Raw genomic sequence first — 18,579 nt, 5'->3', positions numbered from 1 at the left:
CTGAGGGATGAGGTGATGAATACAATGGAAGATCAAAAAAATCAAAATCAACCGATTCCATTCAAAAAGGCAAGCTCCTGGAAAAACGTTTTGGGAAAAAAATGGGCGTTTCCGGCGATCTACATCGGCACCGCAGCAATTATTCTCGCTTTTGTGATGTGGTATCAGAGCGGCGTTACGGACAATGCCCCCGGCAAACCTGCCGAGGGCGGCGTTGCGATCACGACACCGCAGGAAGGCGCCAAGGATCCGTCGTCAGCTGACGAAAACGGCGCCGTTCCGGTATCCGGAACCGTTCAACAGCTTGCTTGGCCTGTAGGAAAAGGCGTTCAGTACGAAAAGGGAATGATTTTCTTCGACGAGCAAGCGACGAAGGATGTTCAGCAAAAAGCTCTCGTCAAGTACGACAACACGTTTATGCCGCATACCGGTATCGACCTGAAATCCACAGACGGCAAGAGCTTTGATGTAACGGCCGCTCTGCCTGGCAAGGTGAGCAAGGTCGAAAACGATCCGCTCGTCGGCCGCGTGGTGGAAATCGAGCATGCCGACAAGATGGTCACGGTGTATCAAAGCCTCGACAAAGTGACAGTCAAGCCTGGCGATGAAGTAACCCAGGGTCAGGTGCTGGGTACCGCCGGACGCAGCGTGTATGAAAAGGATGCCGGTGTTCATCTGCACTTTGAAGTACGCGTAGACGGTGCGTCTGTCGATCCGGAGCAATACTTGCTCCAATCGGAAATGCAAGATCAATAGCGATTCCAGGAAACGCCAACAAGCCTGTAGAGACAATCCCGCTCTGCAGGCCTTTTTTTTGTCAAAAACAGCGTGAAACAGGCCGATGTGTACACGCCCTCCAAAAAAGATGTGGTCGTGCTGGCTTGTCAGGCTTGGAAACGTAGAATATGTGTCCGCACCCACCCATATATTGTAACAGACAATGTTGATACAGGGAGGCGAGTAGCGTGCACGATTACATCAAGGAGCGAACCATAAAGATCGGCCGGTATATTGTAGAAACGCGAAATACGGTTCGCATGATCGCCAAAGAGTTCGGTGTTTCCAAGAGCACGGTACACAAGGATCTGACAGAGCGGCTGCCTGAGATAAATCCGGAGTTGGCGAACCAGGTAAAGGAAATATTGGAGTATCACAAGGCGATCCGTCATCTGCGGGGAGGCGAGGCAACGAAGATCAAGTACAAGAGAAGAAGCAAGAAAGTTCGGGTAGAACAGGAGGAAAGCGTATAAAAATATCCATCCCGCAAACAATTATTTCCTAAGTCCATAAGAATTTCCTTGTCCTCTCACGTCTAACAGCCTATGATAAGGGATAGATATGTATCTGGTACAGGGAGGACCTTTTCATGTTTGGCAAAGATATCGGAATCGACCTGGGAACGGCCAATGTCCTGATTTTTGTAAAGGGCAAAGGCATCGTCCTGGATGAACCTTCTGTCGTGGCAATTGATAGTCATACGAAAAAAGTGCTAGCCGTAGGAAATGAGGCGCACCGCATGGTGGGTCGTACTCCAGGAAATATCGTGGCGATCCGCCCATTGCGTGACGGGGTCATTGCCGATTTTGATATCACGGAAGCGATGCTGAAGCACTTTTTGGCCAAAATTGGCGGGAAGCAGATGTTTGCCCGTCCGCGCATTCTGATTTGCTGTCCGACGAACATCACATCGGTAGAGCAAAAAGCCATTCGTGAAGCGGCAGAGCGCAGCGGCGGCGCACGCGAAGTATTTATCGAGGAAGAACCGAAAGTAGCCGCAGTAGGCGCCGGCATGGAGATATTCCAGCCATCCGGCAACATGGTAGTGGATATCGGCGGAGGTACAACCGATGTAGCGGTACTGTCCATGGGCGATATCGTCACATCTTCCTCCATCAAGGTTGCGGGCGACAAATTTGACATGGCCATCATGAGATACATAAAAACCAAGTACAAACTGCTGATCGGGGAACGTACATCTGAAGATATCAAAATGCAAATCGGTACGGTTTCCGGCGGACGCCAGGACGAAATGGATATTCGCGGCAGGGATATGGTAAGCGGGTTGCCTCAAACCATTACCATTCGCTCCCACGAAGTCCAGGAAGCCCTGGCTGAGTCGGTTAGCGCAATTGTACAAGCATCAAAATCCGTTTTGGAACGAACACCTCCGGAGCTTTCTGCCGATATCATTGATAAGGGAGTTTTCCTGACCGGAGGCGGCGCGCTTCTGCACGGATTCGACCAGCTGCTGGCGGATGAGTTGAAGGTACCGGTGCTGGTAGCGGAAGATCCGATGATGTGCGTAGCCAAAGGAACCGGCATGATGCTGGATTATCTGGACAAAGTGCCGGCGTATCGGAAGAAAAAGTTTTTCGGGAGGTAATGCCGTGTGATCAGGGGCTTGTATACAGCCGCTTCAGGCATGTTGTCTTTGCAAAGAAAACAGGATTCGCTGGCCAACAATCTGGCTAACATCAATACCCCTGGGTACAAGCAGGACGTCGGAGTAATGCGCGCTTTCCCCGAGCAGCTTCTGTCGCGCATCCGCGATCAGGAAGGACCTGATATACAGGGGATGCCGCAAATGGGTGGACAAGCAGTCCCGATCGGGCGTTTGCATTCGGGTGTGTACATGTCGGAGGCGCTCCCCGTGTTTCGCCAGGGAGACATCGCCGAGACTCATGATCCGTATGATGTCGCGCTCATGGACAATATTCAGCCGGATGAAGAAGGAAACGAGCGCCGCTTGTTCTTCAGCGTGGCGAGGCTGGCCGATCCCGCTGCTGACACAGCAGAGCCTGAGCAGCTGCGATACATGCGAAACGGCAACTGGAGCGTCAACGCAGACGGCTATCTGGTAACGCCCGATGGCTATTACGTGCTGAATAATGAAAATCAGGCGATTCGCGTCAACAATCCCGACGACCCTACCCAGAACGCGGGCCATACGCTGGAGATCACCGCCAACGGTGCCCTCTTTTATCGAAATGAGGCCGGCGAACAGGTGCCGTTGAACGGCCAAAGCCTGGGGCTAAAAGTGCTGACCAATCCGCAGCAGATGGTGAGGGAAGGAACCAACGTCTACCGCTACGCGGGCGAGGGACAGCCGGAAAACGTAAGCGATGACCCGGAAAATACCGGCTTTTACGGCGTGAAGCAAGGCTGGCTGGAGCGCTCCAATGTCGATCCTGGCCAGACGATGACCGACATGATGAGAGTGCTTCGGGCCTATGAGGCAAACCAGCGCATTATTACGACCGTCGACGGCACGATGGAAAAAGCAGCCAATGAAATCGGACGAGTTAACGGGTAAGATAGGAGGATGAGCGCATGCAATCATTGAACATCTCTACGGCAGCCTTGCGCGGCGTTCAGCAGGCATTGGACAATACGTCCAACAATCTGGCCAATATCGATACAGTCGGTTACAAGCGCCGGACGGCATCGTTTTCCGAGCTGCTGTCCGATTCCATGAACGAGCAGCCCGCGGTCGACAGCAGACAGCGCAATTCTCCGCCTGGTCTGCGCATCGGCAGCGGTTCACGGCTGGGCTTGACAAAAATGGACGTGTCCCCGGGGAGCATGAAGCAAACGGACGTTCCGACCGATCTGATGATCGAAGGAGACGGCTATTTTCTCGTCTCGCATCCGTTCCGCAACGAAAACGGGGATTTGGATGACGAGTACCGCCTGACGCGGAGCGGAGCTTTCCAGCTTTCAAAAATGGCCGGGTTGCCGGGGTATGCGATGGCTACTCCAACGGGCGAGTACCTGGTGGATGAAGCAGGTCTTCCCATCAGCTTTGAAAATCCCGGAGAGTTGACGATTACACCTGAAGGCCTTGTGCTGATGGATGGAGATGAAGTCGCCCAGCTGCGCCTGTACAAGGTGGACAACCCTGACGAGCTGCAGCAGGTAGGGGATAACCAGCTGCTGGCCCCTGTGCTGGACGACCAGAAGGCGCCTGACTTCATGCAATATGCCGAAGGCCGGATCAAGCAAGGCGCGCTGGAAGCATCCAATGTCAATCTGCAAGAAGAGATGTCCCAATTGATCAATGTGCAACGGGCCTATCAATTGAATTCCCGCGCAATTGGGATCACCGACCAGATGATGGGGATTGCCAATTCGCTCAGGTCCCGTTAATACACTTGGCATGTCGGAGGATACGCGAATGGATCAAGGAAAGGGGAAACGTTCCCCGCGTGATGGCCAGGGAGCCGAACAGAGAGAAAGGAAGCGTGTCGGCAGCGCTTGGCAGATAAGGCTGGCCAAGTGGTTGATCGTCCCATTTCTGCTGTTTTTCTCTCTGATCATCGGCCTGGTCATCGGCTACAGCATGGTCGGACACAAGCCGGCGTCGGAAGTGTTTGATATCAACACGTATAAGCATATGTACGATTTGATGTTCTCTGGCACGTAAGAAATGCAGACCCCAGCCGCAGGAGGTGTGGGGTATTTTTTTGGCCGCTTGCAAGCCGTTCCGGCTCTTTCCCGGGGACTTGTTGTGCCCTTTGTCCAAAGAGTATAATGGAACAGTGGTAAAAAGGGAGTGACGATTTGACCCGGAGGGATATCCGTGAATCTTCCAAATGCGCTGACCGTTTTTCGCATCGTTCTCATCCCTTTGTATTTGTACGTGTTCTTTCGGGAGTTCCCGTTTCATATTGAGGTTGCTCTCGGCATTCTGATCCTCGCGGGAGTGACTGACATCGCAGACGGATACATCGCGCGAAAGCACAAGCTTGTAACGACGTTTGGGACGATGATGGACCCGCTTGCAGATAAGCTGATGATGATGGCAGTGATCGCGTCATTGTTTTTGACAGAGCGGATCAGTGTTTGGGCCGCCCTGTTTTTCTTTGCTCGAGACGCCGGGATGATTGTGGCATCGGCCTTTTTTCACTTCCGCGGGAAAAAGACTGTGCCGGCCAATGCGTTTGGAAAAATAACGACGGTCTTGTTTTACATCGCGTTCCCCATGGTCATGTACAGGTTTCAGTACGGCGAAGTGATCTTATGGACGGCTATCCTGTTCTCTTTCGTTACCGCTGCCGTTTACCTGGTGAAGTTTCGTCTGATGAATCGCGTGTACTAAATACAAACTAGGGATGAAAAGAGCACTTCCGCCGCATGTGCAGGAAGTGCCCCTCTATCTTAACCCCGATCTCCCATGCGGAAGATAGGGGGGTTGTCTTTATTCTCAGTTTCGAGTATGTTCTTCATGCATGGCATGAGTGATATAAAGAATGGAAATGGAGCGTTGTTTATGGAATTTCAATTGCCTTTGGACGTAACAGACATTCAATCGATCATCCCCCACCGCTATCCTTTTTTATTAGTGGACAAGGTTACCGAGCTGGAGTCGGGAAAGCGGGCAGTCGGAATGAAAAATGTTACGGTGAACGAGCCGTTTTTCCAAGGCCATTTTCCCGGATACCCGGTCATGCCAGGCGTGCTGATCGTCGAAGCGCTGGCCCAGGTAGGAGCCGTAGCGGTTCTCAGCATGGAGGAGAACAGAGGGAAAATCGCGTTTTTTGCGGGAATCGACGAGTTTCGTTTCAAGGATCAGGTCAAGCCAGGCGATACCCTCACGCTTGAAGTCGAATTGACGCGGGTTCGCGGCTCGATCGGAAAAGGGCACGGAATGGCCAAGGTAAATGGCAAGGTCGTAGCTGAGGGCGGACTTCTTTTTGCCCTGTCGGCAGCCCAAAAGGACTGAGAAATTTGCCCATCTTGTAAGGAAGGCCTATTTGGGGTAGAATGGCTAGTGTATGTGCAACTTTATTTAGGCGCTCCGCGTCTACTACGTAATGAAGGTGAAACCGTTGACCAAACAGGTCGCAGATATATTGGGCGTGTCGTTTTCAACGCGCGGTTTTGATGAGACGGTGGCACATCTTGTCGACCGGGTCCGGGAAGGGAAGCCGACACATGTCGTCACCGCCAATCCGGAAATTGTCATGCTGGCAAAGAAAAACCGCTCCTTCCGTGCTCTCCTGGACCAAGCCTACGTCGTTCCCGACGGGATCGGCATTGTCTATGCCGCCAAGTGGACGGGGAAACCGCTCCGCGAGCGCGTTACGGGCGTAGAGCTGCTGGAAACGTTGATGGCAGCGGCAGACAGAGAAAAGTGGAAAGTATATCTTTTGGGAGCGTCACCGGAGGTAAACCGGCTGGCAGCGGAAAAGCTGTCCGAGCGGTTTCCGGGGGCGCGCGTCGTCGGGTATCGAGACGGTTATTTTCAACAAGACGAAGAGCAAAGAGTCGTGCAGGACATCGCCGAAAAACAGCCCCATCTCTTATTTGTGGCGATGGGAGCGCCCAGGCAGGACGAATGGATCGCCGCCTATCGCGATCAGCTTCAGGCTACGCTCGCGATGGGAGTCGGAGGCAGCTTGGACGTCGTTGCCGGGAAAGTAAAGAGAGCGCCTAAGCTGTGGCAGCGCTTGCATCTGGAGTGGCTGTATCGACTGTTGGCCCAGCCGTCGCGCTGGAGAAGACAGTTGGCTATTCCGCTGTTTGTCTGGACAGTCTTGAAAGAAAAAAGGGAAAGCCGCTCTTGAACGTACCCGTAGAGAGGAGAACAGTCGATGTCTACATTAATCCTCGGATTACTGACTTCGCTGATTGTATCGTTTATCGCCACACCATACGTAAAAAAACTGGCTGAATCCATCGGAGCGACAGATACCCCGGACCAGCGCAAGGTTCACAAGCGGATCATGCCGCGCCTGGGCGGTCTGGCCATTTATCTCGGTTATTTTGTTGCATTTTTCATATTTGTTCCGTTTACCACGATGAAAGAAATGCTCGGCATCTTCATCGGCGGCACCATCGTGATGGCAACCGGGATGCTGGATGACAAATACCAGCTCTCTCCCAAGTGGAAGCTGCTTGGACAGCTGCTCGCGGCGGCTGTCGTGGTCATCCCGTTTGGCCTGAAAATAGGCGTGGTCAACCTGCCTTATGAAGGCAGCATCGATTTTTCCAGCGGCTGGCTGCTCTGGCTCGGCGTACCGATCACGATCTTCTGGATTGTCGGCGTGACCAACGCCGTCAACCTGATCGATGGCTTGGACGGCTTGTCCGCCGGGGTGTCGGCGATCGCTACGGCCACGATGGCTATTGTGGCTCTGGTCATGTCCGGCAGCGGCGAGGCTCACTACGACACGATCGCCATTTACTGCTTCGTCCTGCTGGGGGCTATTCTCGGCTTTCTCTATTTCAATTTCCATCCAGCCCGCATTTTCATGGGGGATACCGGCTCGCTGTTTCTGGGGTTCAACCTGGCAGCGCTGTCCATCATGGGCTTTAAAGAAGCGCTGTTCGTCTCGTTTATCATTCCGATCGTGGTGCTCGGCGTTCCGCTTTGGGATACGTTTTTCGCCATCGTTCGGCGGATTGTCAACAAAAAGCCGATTTCCAGCCCGGACAAAGGCCATTTGCACCACTGCCTGTTGAACATGGGGCTGTCGCACCGCGCGACGGTACTGACGATTTACATGATCAGCATTTTCTTTGGAACAATGGCGATTGTTTTGACAAAAACGACAAAATGGACAACGATCATCGTAATGGTCCTTCTGCTCATCGCTACCCACATGGCGACAGAGATCGTCGGTCTCGTCGGCCGCCGCCACCGTCCGCTGATCAACACGTATCGCAAGCTGAAGGTGAAAAGCGCCGGACAGCGACGGAGTCATTAAAAATCGATAACGCTCGTAAAGCCTTTGCTGGTGGACAGCAAGGGCTTTTTTTTCTCCACTTTTTTGCAGATTATCCTTAAGGAGTGAGGGCTTATTACCGATAACAGAAAAGGAGGAGTATCGCAAGCCCTCATTGTTTTATACAGGATGGGACATTTAACCGAAAGTAAAGAGGTGAAATTCGTGCAGCAAGTATGGAAGATCAGGCAGATCCTGATTACTTTGATGGCAGTCGTACTGGTGCTGGCTGGGGTCCTGCCAGGCACTGTACATCAAGCTTATGCAATTGGAGGCGGAGGCATCACCCTGGACGGCTTTTCCACCGGTGCCAGCGGCAGTGATCCCTATGTTCACTACGAAGACAGAATCACGATCAGTGGTACCTTCGTCGGTGTGGACGGGGCGAATCTCCGCATCAGCATTCGGAATAATGGAGTAACAGAGGATTTGACCACGACCAAACCGATTGTAGAGGCGGATATTTCCAAATTTGTGTTTACGAACATCCCCCTGAAGCCAGGGATGAACGAGATGAATTTCTACGAATTGAGAAGCTCGGGAAATCGCAGCTTGTTCACGTTTTATGTGGTACACAATACCACCCCGGCTTTCAGCAATCTGATGATCAACGAAGTTCCTTTTTCGAATGATCCTGAAGTTCCGACTGTTGCCTACTACAAGCGAAATACTGCGCTGACAGGCAAGGCGGCCAATGCCGACACTGTTCGGGTAAACAATAAAACGACAGGCGAAACCTTTACTACCGAGGTAAACAGAAGCGGGTCGTTCGCCTTGGATTTAACTCTTCCGATCGGATTGAATGTATTGGAAATCCAAGGGCTGTCCAACAATAAGGAAGTCAGCCTGATCGAGAAGGAAGTACTGTTCACCAACCCGTACACCGCTCCGGGAAGCAACGACATTTTCTATAATGCAACCCTGGCCTCGACCAAGCTTCTCAATCCTGCGCAGGCTACCATTGTAGAAGCAGACTTTGGGGCAGTGCCGTTTGCGATTAAAGGCGATATGCTGATCCACCGTTCCAGCGATGTGATTCCTTTCGCGGTAAAAGCGGTCCCAGGCAATTCTTCGGACACAACAACCACTCCTGCCGCAGGGACGGTTGAGATTCTTGACAAGGCAGGAAACCGGATTTCATCCGCAACTGTGTCGCGCCCGACCAGTTCGAGCCAGATACGCGTTATCGGGCAAGACGGAGAATTTGAGCAATGGTCCTTTACGAACAGTTTTGCTGCAAATTCGTCGTATGTAAACGGAGATTCCTACACGATCAAGGTTTCCTATCCATACGTAGAAAACAAGTACGTGGATGGAGCATGGCAGTCTACACAAGATACGGTTAGCGTGAAGTATCACGTCTATCCTTTCAAGTATATGAAAAACGGGCTTCCCCAATTTTTGTCGGCTACTTTGTCTTCAGAGGGGAACCAAAAGGTGCTTGAAGGAGGAACGTACAGCGTACGCTCTACTCCCTTTACGATTGACATTGCAACCAAAAACATCACATCGGCATCACCGTACAGCGAGTTTTCAGTAGCTTACAGCAGTCCGGAGTCCATTTCGTCGTCGGATTATTCCGTTTCCCGGCTGAATGACTCCGCCGGCAATCCAACCAATACGTATCGAATCAAGATCTCCAAACCGCCAGCTCGTCAGACAAAGGTGACGATTTCGTATACGGGCGGTTCCGGAAGCGAATCGATCGCATTTAACATTACGCCGGACGCAGTGCCGCATCTGCAGCTGAGCTATGTGTCTTCCAACAAGACGATCTATGTGGAAAATCAGCTGGAAATAGCCGATTTGAGCAGCCCTCCAACGCTGAAAGGGTCTGTGAAGAACTACTCGAATCTGGTTAAAAACAAAAATATCAGTGTTGAGCTTGATGGAAAGTCCGTGCCGTTTACGGTTGACAACAGCAGCGAATTTACAATTAAATCATCCGACTTGGCGGCCGAATTGAAAAAGAACACAGAGTCCGGCATTCGGGTTCTGGAAATCAAATTGACGGAGTATCCGAATGTCAAGTACAAGTACAATATCAAGTACACAAACAAGGATATTCCGAAGATCGAAGACATCAAGATGCAAATCGAGCAGGCTGGACGCGATATCGATCTGAAGAAAAAATCTACCGATGCGACCTACAATACAAACTCGCTGTATCTGAGCAAGCTGTCGTTCAAGGTGAACAGCAATACAGCCGATGAAATTACGGTTCGAAAAGATGGAAAAGTCATTGCGGTGTTGAAGCACGACGGCTCAAAATGGAGATTCAAGCTAGACGATCCGGAGTACACAGATTCCTTGCGCGACGCTCAAGGGTCGGGCGCAAGCTCCAACAGAGATCTGAAAAAACTGTTTGAAAACACGAACTTCAACAAGTCGGATGACTCTTCCAGCGACACAATCTCCGCCAACATGGACAGCGACGATTATCAAGATTTGCTGGAAGAGCTTGACGGTCTCAGCTCTGAAGATTTGAGCAAGCGCCTGCCTTTGTTCCCGCTGGTTCTCAAAAAGGGTGGAAGCACCACTTTTGAAATCGCGGCGGCAAAAGGCGAGCTTGTTACACGCGAAAAAATCACCATCATGCAAACGACAAATGCATGGGTTGTATTGGATCCAATCAAGCCAGAGGATGCAAAATACATCACCGTAAACGCAAACAGTGTACCAATCAAAATTTTTGCCGAAAACGCAACGAAGGTGTCGTTTGGCAAGCTTGAAGCGATCGCGAGCCAAACAGATACGCCGAAATTCGAGTTCAGCGAAAAGCATGGCCGGCCGATCCCAACCAACGGCTATTACGTATTTGAAGCGACTGTCCCGTTGAAGGCCGGTCTCAATACCGTCAAGTACACGGTGGAAGTAGGCGGCAACAAATACAACGATCAAATTCAGATCTTTAACGCAGCTTCAACCGTCACAGGTGCCGAATACAGGGAGACGCTGGGCAAAAAGACTTCCTTCACCTTGTTTGACAAAGCGCTGGAACTGAAGTTTCCGTCCGGTACGGTATTGCTGAATCCTCCCGATCCGCGTGAAGGCAACGAAGTAAACGATCCAAACCGCGACATTCATACGGATGTTACGCTCTACTTTGGTATTGCCGACCGCACGACCGGGGCTATCCAGCCAGGCGAAAAAGGAAACAGCACGATGCGGAGCCAGATTGCGCCTCCGTCCAACTTCAACTATGCGAGCCCGTTGTACTATATCGACGCCGGTGATGTGGAAGCAGTCGGCGGACGCGATCCTTATTTTGACGAAACAGTCACAATAGATGGCAGAGAAGTCGATATGGAGCCGTGGTGGCAGCGTTATCAGGACAACCTCGTACCGAGCAAGCAGGGAACGCTCACGATCAAGTATGATACGTCCATTGTCAACGCAGCCAATACGACGCTCGCTATTTTCTACAACGATGGAAGCAACAAAGGATGGGTAAACGCTGGCGGTGTTGTCAACACTGGCAAGAAAACCGTAACGGTGCCGTTCAAAGGCTTTGGCTACTACATGGTAATGAAGATTCGCAACAGCTTCCCGGATGTGGTCAGACACGAGTTTGCCCGGGATGCGATCGAGACACTCTACTCCAAAGGAATCATGAACAGCTACAGCAACTCGACCTTTGGAACAGAAATGAAGATTTCTCGCGGCGAATTTGCGACCATGATCGTAAAAGCGCTGGATCTGCCGATTAACGCGAGCCCTTACTCCGACAACAACAACAGGGTGCCGTCGGAGCCGACCTTTACAGATGTGGACAGAAATGACCCGTATCGCCACTGGGATTGGAGCTACGAGTATATCGAGACAGCGGCCCGTGCCGGTATTATCCGCGGGAAAGACGCCCGACGCTTCTTCCCGGATGACACGCTGACACGCGAAGAAGCAGCGATCATCATCTCGCGTGCACTGAATCTCAAGACTGGTACTCCCGAAGCCTCCAAGCAGGCTCTTGGAAAAATGTTTACGGACGGGGACCAAACCGGACACTACGCTGTCGCTTCTGTACTGGCGGTGACCAAGGCGAAGCTCATGAACGGCGAGCCGAATGATCCGACGGTGAAGAAGCCGACCTACCGGTTCAACCCGACTGGCGATCTCACGCGTGCGGAAATGGCTGTGATTACAGTCCGTATCATGGCACACCTGAAAAAATTGCCGAAATAAAATAGCCAAACACAACAAAAAGCTGAAGAGGAGAAAATCCTCTTCAGCTTTCTTTATCCCGTCTTTCCTGGATGTACGTTTCAAGCTTTTCCCGCAAGAGAAAGAGCTGTTTTTCATGTTCAAAAACCTTGTGATCCAAAAACGCGATCGATTCCTCTGTCTGCTTCCAGCCTTGCTTCAGCTCGCGCAGATCGGACTGAATTTCATCCAGTCGAGCATTGTTCTGGCCGATCATCTGCACGAGGGAAGCGTACATCTCCTCCAGATGCTTCAGCATCGTATCGTGGCGATCCAGCCGCTTGTCGATCTGCTCAAACCGCTCGTCAATTTGCTCAAACCGCTCGTCGATCTGCTCAAACCGCTCGTCGACCTTTTGAAACCCTACTTCCATCCTCTCGCCAAGTGCGTCCAGCTTCTCGAACAGCTCGTCCAATGATCTGCCCAAAATTTTCCCCCGCCTTTTTGATTTAATGGATTCCTTCTATATAATACAGTTACATTTTAATAGAAGAAAAAGGGGGGCAACAAGTCAAATTCCGTTTAGCCAAACTGCAATCAACTCCCTCGCGAAGGGGCAAGGGAGACGGCCGATCGATATGCCCGACTTATCTTCCCCTGGTTCCCTAGACCTCTTCTGCCCCGACAGCCTCTACCGGCACTTCCACATACTCCTTTTCTCCCAGAACAATATGCGCCTGCCCATTTGTCGCGTCCGTCATGTACGCCGTGAACGCATCCTGCTCGCCCTCGGGAATCAACACATGTACCGTCACCTTGTCCGTGTAGTCCGTACCGACAACCCGCTGCTGTCCGATCCGCAGCTCATTTTCGACTTTGCCCCACCAGGTGTAATCGACACTGATGGAGATTTTCTGATGAAGGGTATGAACGACGATCCCGGCTGCTTTCAGCGCGGTCACCGTACCCGCGGTATAAGCGCGGACCAGCCCGCCGGCGCCAAGCTTGATCCCGCCGAAGTAACGGGTCACGACCACAACGGTATCCTTTACGCCGTTTTTCTTGATGCATTCCAGGATCGGCTTCCCTGCCGTGCCGCTGGGCTCCCCATCGTCGCTGGAGCGCTGAATCTGAGCGTTCTCTCCGATGACAAAAGCCGAACAGTTATGGGTCGCATCCCAATGCTTCTTTTTGATCATGGCGATAAAAGCCGAAGCTTCCTCTTCACTGGTGACACGCTGGGCATATCCGATAAAACGGGAGCGCTCGATGACAATTTCGTCTTCCCCGTATCCCGCAATGGTCTTGTACTGTTGCAACATGTTCTTTCACCTCAAGCATAAGCATAGCATGTCCCAGGCAGCTTTTCGAATAGAGGATGGAAAAACAGGCTCTATAGATGAAATTTTTCGGCGGCTTAATCGTAGTAACACGAGATGGATGGTGTGATAAACGAGGGGAGGGGTGCATATAGATGGCAAAGCGTGAATATGCGTTGAAAGATTTGGAAACTGGTGATTCTTCGTGTACGAAACATTATTCGGTGTGATATAGTGTTGGTGGGACAAACTGTAAGCTTCCTGCTAGTGACAACATTATGAATCCAGGCAAAAAGGAGTGGTAAAGAATGAACTTTCCATATTCATCGAAGAAATGGTTGACGCTTTCCATAGCGGCGGTCATGGCTACCTCTATCGGAGTAGGCGCGGTCGCTTCCGCCAACGGAACCGCAGCTCCTTCTTCGCAAGCCCAAGAGAGTCAGCAGGGCGACAAAGCGGCGACGGCAGAGAATTCGGCCAACAGCAAGACAGATGCAGCCAAGACTGATGCCTCCAGCAAGGAAGGAGAAAAAACGGCTGCCGGCGAAACAGCAGGCGCAAAATCAGCGGATGCCAAAGATACATCGGCTGCGAACACCGGCACAACAAACAACAACAGCACAACAAACAACTCGAGTACAACAAGCAACACGAACACAACAGGCACTACAGATACATCCGCATCAGCTTCTTCCACGGCAGAACAAATGACGCTGGCAAAAGCGGTCGAACAGGCGATGCAGACGAACTCCAAGATTCAGACAGCGCGTCTCGAAGCGAAAAGTGCCGATATTAGCCAAAGCCTTGCCTATGATACAGCCTCGGACATGAGAGCAGCCATCGACAGATCGCTGGACGCGTCAAAACAAAAGTACATCGCGACAAAACAGGCAGATTTGACCAAGAAATTGAACCAGTTGGCCGTCAAAGCGACCGAGAATCAGGTGAAATTGGGTGTTCAGCAGGCTTATTACAATCTGTTGCATGCCCAGGCAGATCTGGAACTGAAAACGCAAAGCCTGAACCGGGCGCAAACCCAGCTCAAAGTAGCAAAGGCGGCATTCGACGTGGGAACCAAGGCGAAGACTGACATCCTTCAGGCAGAAATGGGCGTAGCTGGCGCGCAGGCGTCTCTGGCGGCTGCGGAGAATACGTTGGAAATCAACGGCATGAAGTTCAACGAGATGATCGGTGTGGATGTCAATAAAAAATGGAAACTGGCTCCCGAAAACAAACAGGTGGCAGCTCCAAAACTAACCTTGCAGCAAGCAGAAGAACAGGCGCTAAAGCAACGACATGAAGTAGTCCAGAAAGAAGGGGAGCTGGAACTGGCCAATGTGACGGTAAGGGTTTTTGAGGATTGGTCCTTGCTGGCCACCTATAATGGACGTATCGCAAAAAACAATGTTGAAAAAGCCAAGCTGGCTATTGAAGAAGAAAATCGCAAGATCAAGATGGAAGTAGCGGAAGCCTACCTGAATCTGAATGCTGCCAGGGTGGCGATCGATTTCAGGAAAAAAGCGATGGAGGCTGCAGCGGAAAGCTACCGCCTGACCAACCTCCGCTTTGAAAACGGTCTTGCTACCACGCTGGAAGTGATCCAGGCCGAAGAAGAGCTGTCGGACAAGGAAAACCAGCACCTGGAGGCAATCCGCAACTACAATTTGGCGGTAGTAAACTTCGAAAATGCGCTGGGTGTGAACAAGTAGCCAGCAGCTGTAAGCTTGAGAGGAAAACTGGAAAAAGGTTCATTGGTGACAGCCCGTCCATCCTGCTCTATAATACGAAATGTGGCGGATGTCACCATATACATAACAAAGTGAGGGTACGACCACAAAATTTTTTTAAAACTTTTTTCGAAGGCACCGCAACTTTTCGCGAGCTGAGGCGTTTAATAGGATGTCACACGAAAAACGGGGAATTGTGTAAAAAAGATTCACGAATTCTAGCAGCTGTGATACACTAGGGATTGTTGCATTTACACAATACTGAATATACTAGAACATTCACACTGAAAAAGCGAAGCTATCCTGCGAAAGGAGGTGAAACGCGCTTGCAGGATTCGGGCTCAAAAAAGAAAGATAGATTACGAAATGATATTCCCCAAGAACAATTTGTTTGTACTAGAGGAGGAGAACCCAAGGTTATGAAAAAGGTTGTTAACAGCGTACTGGCTAGTGCACTCGCACTGACTGTTGCTCCTATGGTAGTGGGCGCAGAAGAAGCAGCTCAAACGAATACAGAAGAAACGAAAACCGAAGCGCCTAAAATGGACGCTAATCTTGAGAAAACTGTAAAAAGACTGAACGCACTGGGTGTCGTACAAGGTTATGGCGCTAACGATTTCAGAGTTGACCAACCGATCAACCGCGCTGAGTTTGCTACCCTGATCAGTCGTATCCGTGGTCTGGAGCAAGGTGCAAAATTTGCGAATTACCAATCCAACTTCACTGACGTTCGCGTTGACGACTGGTTTGCCGGCTTCGTAAACGTGGCTTCCGGACAAGAAATCATCAAAGGTTACCCGGACAAGTCTTTCAAACCGAAAAACAACGTTACTTATGCGGAAGCAGTAACCATGCTGGTTCGCACCCTGGGCTACGAGCCATCTGTTAAAGGCACATGGCCAAACAACATGATCGCGAAAGCTTCCGAGCTGAAGATCGCGAATACCATCGCTACTCCTAACAACGCAGCGACTCGCGGCGACATCTTCATAATGATCGACAACGCTCTCCGCGTAAAACTGATGGAGCAACAAGATTTCGGCGTTAACTTTAACTTCAAAAAGACCGGCGAAACTCTTCTGACTGCATACATGCAGGTGAAAGTTCGCGACATGGAGTGGGCGAAAGACGAGAAGAACGGCGCTGCAGATCTCCCAGTTGTACAAAACGTACCAGTTATTGGCCTGGGTTCTCTGAAATCGAACGAGATTCTTCTGAACGGCAAAAACGCTGGTCTGGGAACTACTACTTACAAAGTGGCAGACAGCATCAACCCGAACGAGTTCGACGGTCAACACGTACAAGTGTGGATCAAAGACGACAAACAAAACACCATCGTATGGATGGAAGGGTCCGAAGAAGAAGACGTTATCATGGACCGTCTGAACAAATTCTTCTTCAATGATACAGAAATCAAAGACGGCAAAGCTGAGAAACTCAACAAAGACAGCGACCTGGAAGATCTGGAAATCGAGCTTGATGGAAATGGTAAAACGTACCGTTTCAACAAGAACACCAAGGTAACCTACAACTTCAAGCCTTACAGCGATTCTACCAAAGGTCTCAAGGACATCATCGCAGCAAACAAAGGTTTCAGTTTCTCCGCAAAAGTGGTACTGGATGAAAACGACACTATCAGCTACATCCACGTAATTGACGACCAGTCTATCGACAAGTCCAATGAAGGCGTGAAGTACGGTTCCAAAGTAATCGAGAAAATCGATGCTGACAAGAAGAAAATCACCAACCTGGGTGGCGGTTCCTTCTCCAAACTCGACAAACTCGATGAAGGAAAAGACTTCCTCGTATTCCGTGACAACAAGCCTGCCAAACTGGCTGACTTGAAACCAATGGACGTATACAGCGTCTACTACGCAGACGGCAAGAAGGAAAAAATGCTTGTTTTTGCTACCAGCACTGTAGTTACAGGTAAAGTTGACAATCTCGTTATGAAGAGCGAGACAGACAACCGTCTCGAAATCGGTGGCAAAACGTACCGTTTCCGCACCGGCGCAACCTACTCCGACAACGGGAACAAAGACGTTTACCAACTGAACGAGGAAAACTACGACAAGATTCGTGAGCTCAATGGCGAAGAGGTAAAACTGTATCTGGATGCATCCGGACGTATCCGTCACATCGAAACAACGGATGGTCTTGACAGCCGTCGTTTCAAGGCGATCCTGGTTACAGCTGCAGAAGACAGAGGCAGCAAGTTCACCTTCAGCATTATGTCTCAAAAAGGTAAGACCTATAATGTAGAACTTACCAATAAAGAGCTCTACGATACAGATGGCAAGACTTTTTATAAAAAAGGAACTGACAAATCGGATGTCAAAAAACTTCTGACACCAGGCAAAGACAAAAACACGATCAAACTGCTTGAAGTTTCTCTGGATTCCAAGGGCGAGCCGGAAAAGGTAAAAATCCTGAAGACCGACCTGACATATAAAGCAGGCTCTGACTGGCTCAACGTCGCCGATAAAGAAGATGAAGTGGTTGACAAGTATCGAGTTACCAGCGATACCGCTATCTTCGACATGACTGGCGATCTCGCTAAAGACAATTCTGAATTGAAGAAACCAGGCGTTGCCAAATTCAAAGACATCGCTGAGAAGAAAGACCTGAAAGTATACTACACAATCGATAACGATAAAGAAGTAGACGCAATCTTCATTGTCGAAGGTAAAGGTCTGGCCAGCAAAATGTTCTATGGTCAAGTCGAAGAATTGTCCAGAAGCAGCGAAGATAAAATCAAGCTGGTCACTAAAGAAGAAGGCGGTTCCGGTTCGAAGCTGAAAGATATCAAACTTGACGATGACGCTCGCGATCTGATTGACGCCGGCATCAAAAAAGGCGATATCATCGGCTACCGCTTGAATGGCGATGGTGAAATCGTTGTAGATGATGTTATCGTAGTCGTGAAAGCAGCCAATGACCTCGATATTGACAGCAAAGGCAAAGTTACAGGTGCAAGACTCTTCGACAACGATAAATACGAAGTTCCAAAGAAATCACAACTGGAAAACGCCGAAATTGACCTAATCGATGTGGCAGTTGTCACGAAGGCAAACAGCAGCAAAATTTACTTCACGAACGCCGATGGCAAAGAAGACTACTACAATGTTAAGTCCAAGACAGCTTACTTCAACGCTGTAGACGTCAAAGAGGGCGACAGTGTTGAGGAAGGCGATCTGATCGTCGTCATCGACTCTCAAGAAGACAAAGGTTCCGCTATCGACTACGTATTCGTAGTGGGTAACGAGGATGATCTGAAACGTTCTGAAGGTAAAGAAGACGCTAAGACGGTCATCAACGAATTCTTGAAACAAGGCGGTAAAGCTAAGGAAGACCCTGAAGAACCAGGCGACAAAGACATCTTGGATGAAGAGTCCTTGAAAGCGGAAGTTAGCACCATCTTTGACGGAACCATCGGTAAGTATGTGATCTCCGGTAAAGGTGTAAAAGGTACAAAAATCTCTGTAACTGTTGGTGAGTTCGAGAAATCCACAACAGTCAAAGATGACGGTACTTTCAGTGTAACTGTTCTCTCCGAGCCAGAAGCAACTGAGTACACGATCAAAGCTACTCTCGAAGGACAAAAATCCGAGGAACACACAATTAAATTCGAGAAGTAAGAATATCTACAGTTCCAACGAACTGACT

General features: G+C 50.3%; 15 protein-coding genes. 13 read left to right on the top strand and 2 right to left on the bottom strand.

Features of this window, described 5'->3' with window-relative positions; genetic code table 11:
- Positions 1-24 precede the first annotated feature (24 nt).
- The 11 genes from Q3F21_RS02485 (at position 25) to Q3F21_RS02435 (ending at position 11,909) form a co-directional block, all read left to right on the top strand.
- The gene (locus Q3F21_RS02485) at positions 25-756 is read left to right on the top strand and encodes a peptidoglycan DD-metalloendopeptidase family protein (protein WP_340249825.1); all 732 of its coding nucleotides are present in this window, start codon (positions 25-27) and stop codon (positions 754-756) included.
- Between the two features lie 209 nt (positions 757-965).
- Complete coding sequence (gene spoIIID / locus Q3F21_RS02480) at positions 966-1,250, top strand: sporulation transcriptional regulator SpoIIID (protein WP_003388385.1); 285 nt, start codon at positions 966-968, stop codon at positions 1,248-1,250.
- Between the two features lie 116 nt (positions 1,251-1,366).
- The gene (locus tag Q3F21_RS02475; RefSeq protein ID WP_340249823.1) at positions 1,367-2,383 is read left to right on the top strand and encodes a rod shape-determining protein MreB; all 1,017 of its coding nucleotides are present in this window, start codon (positions 1,367-1,369) and stop codon (positions 2,381-2,383) included.
- 6 nt (positions 2,384-2,389) lie between these two features.
- Positions 2,390-3,313, top strand: a complete 924-nt coding sequence (locus Q3F21_RS02470) for a flagellar hook-basal body complex protein (protein WP_340249821.1) — start codon at positions 2,390-2,392, stop codon at positions 3,311-3,313.
- A gap of 17 nt (positions 3,314-3,330) precedes the next feature.
- Positions 3,331-4,146 carry a flagellar hook-basal body complex protein gene (locus tag Q3F21_RS02465; protein WP_340249819.1) on the top strand — a complete coding sequence of 272 codons (816 nt, stop codon included), beginning with the start codon at positions 3,331-3,333 and terminating at the stop codon, positions 4,144-4,146.
- Between the two features lie 28 nt (positions 4,147-4,174).
- Positions 4,175-4,423, top strand: coding sequence for a DNA-directed RNA polymerase subunit beta (locus Q3F21_RS02460; RefSeq protein WP_340249817.1), 249 nt, complete (start codon positions 4,175-4,177; stop codon positions 4,421-4,423).
- A gap of 156 nt (positions 4,424-4,579) precedes the next feature.
- Positions 4,580-5,098 carry a CDP-alcohol phosphatidyltransferase family protein gene (locus tag Q3F21_RS02455; RefSeq protein ID WP_340249815.1) on the top strand — a complete coding sequence of 173 codons (519 nt, stop codon included), beginning with the start codon at positions 4,580-4,582 and terminating at the stop codon, positions 5,096-5,098.
- 171 nt (positions 5,099-5,269) lie between these two features.
- Entirely contained in the window at positions 5,270-5,722 is a 453-nt protein-coding gene (gene fabZ, locus Q3F21_RS02450) for a 3-hydroxyacyl-ACP dehydratase FabZ (protein ID WP_340249813.1), read from the top strand.
- Between the two features lie 106 nt (positions 5,723-5,828).
- Positions 5,829-6,566 carry a WecB/TagA/CpsF family glycosyltransferase gene (locus tag Q3F21_RS02445; RefSeq protein WP_340249811.1) on the top strand — a complete coding sequence of 246 codons (738 nt, stop codon included), beginning with the start codon at positions 5,829-5,831 and terminating at the stop codon, positions 6,564-6,566.
- Between the two features lie 27 nt (positions 6,567-6,593).
- Complete coding sequence (locus Q3F21_RS02440) at positions 6,594-7,709, top strand: MraY family glycosyltransferase (protein WP_340249809.1); 1,116 nt, start codon at positions 6,594-6,596, stop codon at positions 7,707-7,709.
- Positions 7,710-7,892: 183 nt separating this feature from the next.
- On the top strand, positions 7,893-11,909 hold the full coding sequence (locus Q3F21_RS02435) for an S-layer homology domain-containing protein (RefSeq protein WP_340249807.1): 4,017 nt from the start codon (positions 7,893-7,895) through the stop codon (positions 11,907-11,909).
- A 43-nt stretch (positions 11,910-11,952) separates the two neighbouring features.
- Here the strand turns inward: Q3F21_RS02435 and Q3F21_RS02430 are convergent, their stop codons facing one another.
- A complete protein-coding gene (locus tag Q3F21_RS02430) occupies positions 11,953-12,354 on the bottom strand; it encodes a hypothetical protein (protein ID WP_340249806.1) in 402 nt (133 codons plus the stop codon).
- A gap of 178 nt (positions 12,355-12,532) precedes the next feature.
- Positions 12,533-13,189, bottom strand: coding sequence for a YigZ family protein (locus Q3F21_RS02425; RefSeq protein WP_340249804.1), 657 nt, complete (start codon positions 13,187-13,189; stop codon positions 12,533-12,535).
- Between the two features lie 305 nt (positions 13,190-13,494).
- On the opposite strand from Q3F21_RS02425, the gene Q3F21_RS02420 reads away from it, so the two are divergent.
- Together Q3F21_RS02420 and Q3F21_RS02415 are read left to right on the top strand one after the other, a co-directional pair.
- Entirely contained in the window at positions 13,495-14,895 is a 1,401-nt protein-coding gene (locus Q3F21_RS02420) for a TolC family protein (protein ID WP_340249802.1), read from the top strand.
- Between the two features lie 437 nt (positions 14,896-15,332).
- Positions 15,333-18,551, top strand: a complete 3,219-nt coding sequence (locus Q3F21_RS02415) for an S-layer homology domain-containing protein (RefSeq protein WP_340249800.1) — start codon at positions 15,333-15,335, stop codon at positions 18,549-18,551.
- The last annotated feature ends 28 nt before the right edge of the window (positions 18,552-18,579 follow it).

Source organism: Brevibacillus borstelensis, from assembly GCF_037834415.1.
In the GTDB taxonomy this organism is placed as follows: domain Bacteria; phylum Bacillota; class Bacilli; order Brevibacillales; family Brevibacillaceae; genus Brevibacillus; species Brevibacillus borstelensis_A.
This window is presented reverse-complemented; position numbering and strand designations above follow the sequence as displayed.

Excerpts from the sequence above, each read along its gene's own strand:
- Q3F21_RS02485 (WP_340249825.1), top strand. The coding sequence starts at position 25 with ATGGAAGATCAAAAAAATCAAAATCAACCGATTCCATTCAAAAAGGCA.
- Q3F21_RS02425 (WP_340249804.1), bottom strand. The coding sequence starts at position 13,189 with ATGTTGCAACAGTACAAGACCATTGCGGGATACGGGGAAGACGAAATT.
- Q3F21_RS02465 (WP_340249819.1), top strand. The coding sequence starts at position 3,331 with ATGCAATCATTGAACATCTCTACGGCAGCCTTGCGCGGCGTTCAGCAG.
- Q3F21_RS02460 (WP_340249817.1), top strand. The coding sequence starts at position 4,175 with ATGGATCAAGGAAAGGGGAAACGTTCCCCGCGTGATGGCCAGGGAGCC.
- Q3F21_RS02415 (WP_340249800.1), top strand. The coding sequence starts at position 15,333 with ATGAAAAAGGTTGTTAACAGCGTACTGGCTAGTGCACTCGCACTGACT.
- Q3F21_RS02420 (WP_340249802.1), top strand. The coding sequence starts at position 13,495 with ATGAACTTTCCATATTCATCGAAGAAATGGTTGACGCTTTCCATAGCG.
- Q3F21_RS02475 (WP_340249823.1), top strand. The coding sequence starts at position 1,367 with ATGTTTGGCAAAGATATCGGAATCGACCTGGGAACGGCCAATGTCCTG.
- fabZ (WP_340249813.1), top strand. The coding sequence starts at position 5,270 with ATGGAATTTCAATTGCCTTTGGACGTAACAGACATTCAATCGATCATC.
- Q3F21_RS02440 (WP_340249809.1), top strand. The coding sequence starts at position 6,594 with ATGTCTACATTAATCCTCGGATTACTGACTTCGCTGATTGTATCGTTT.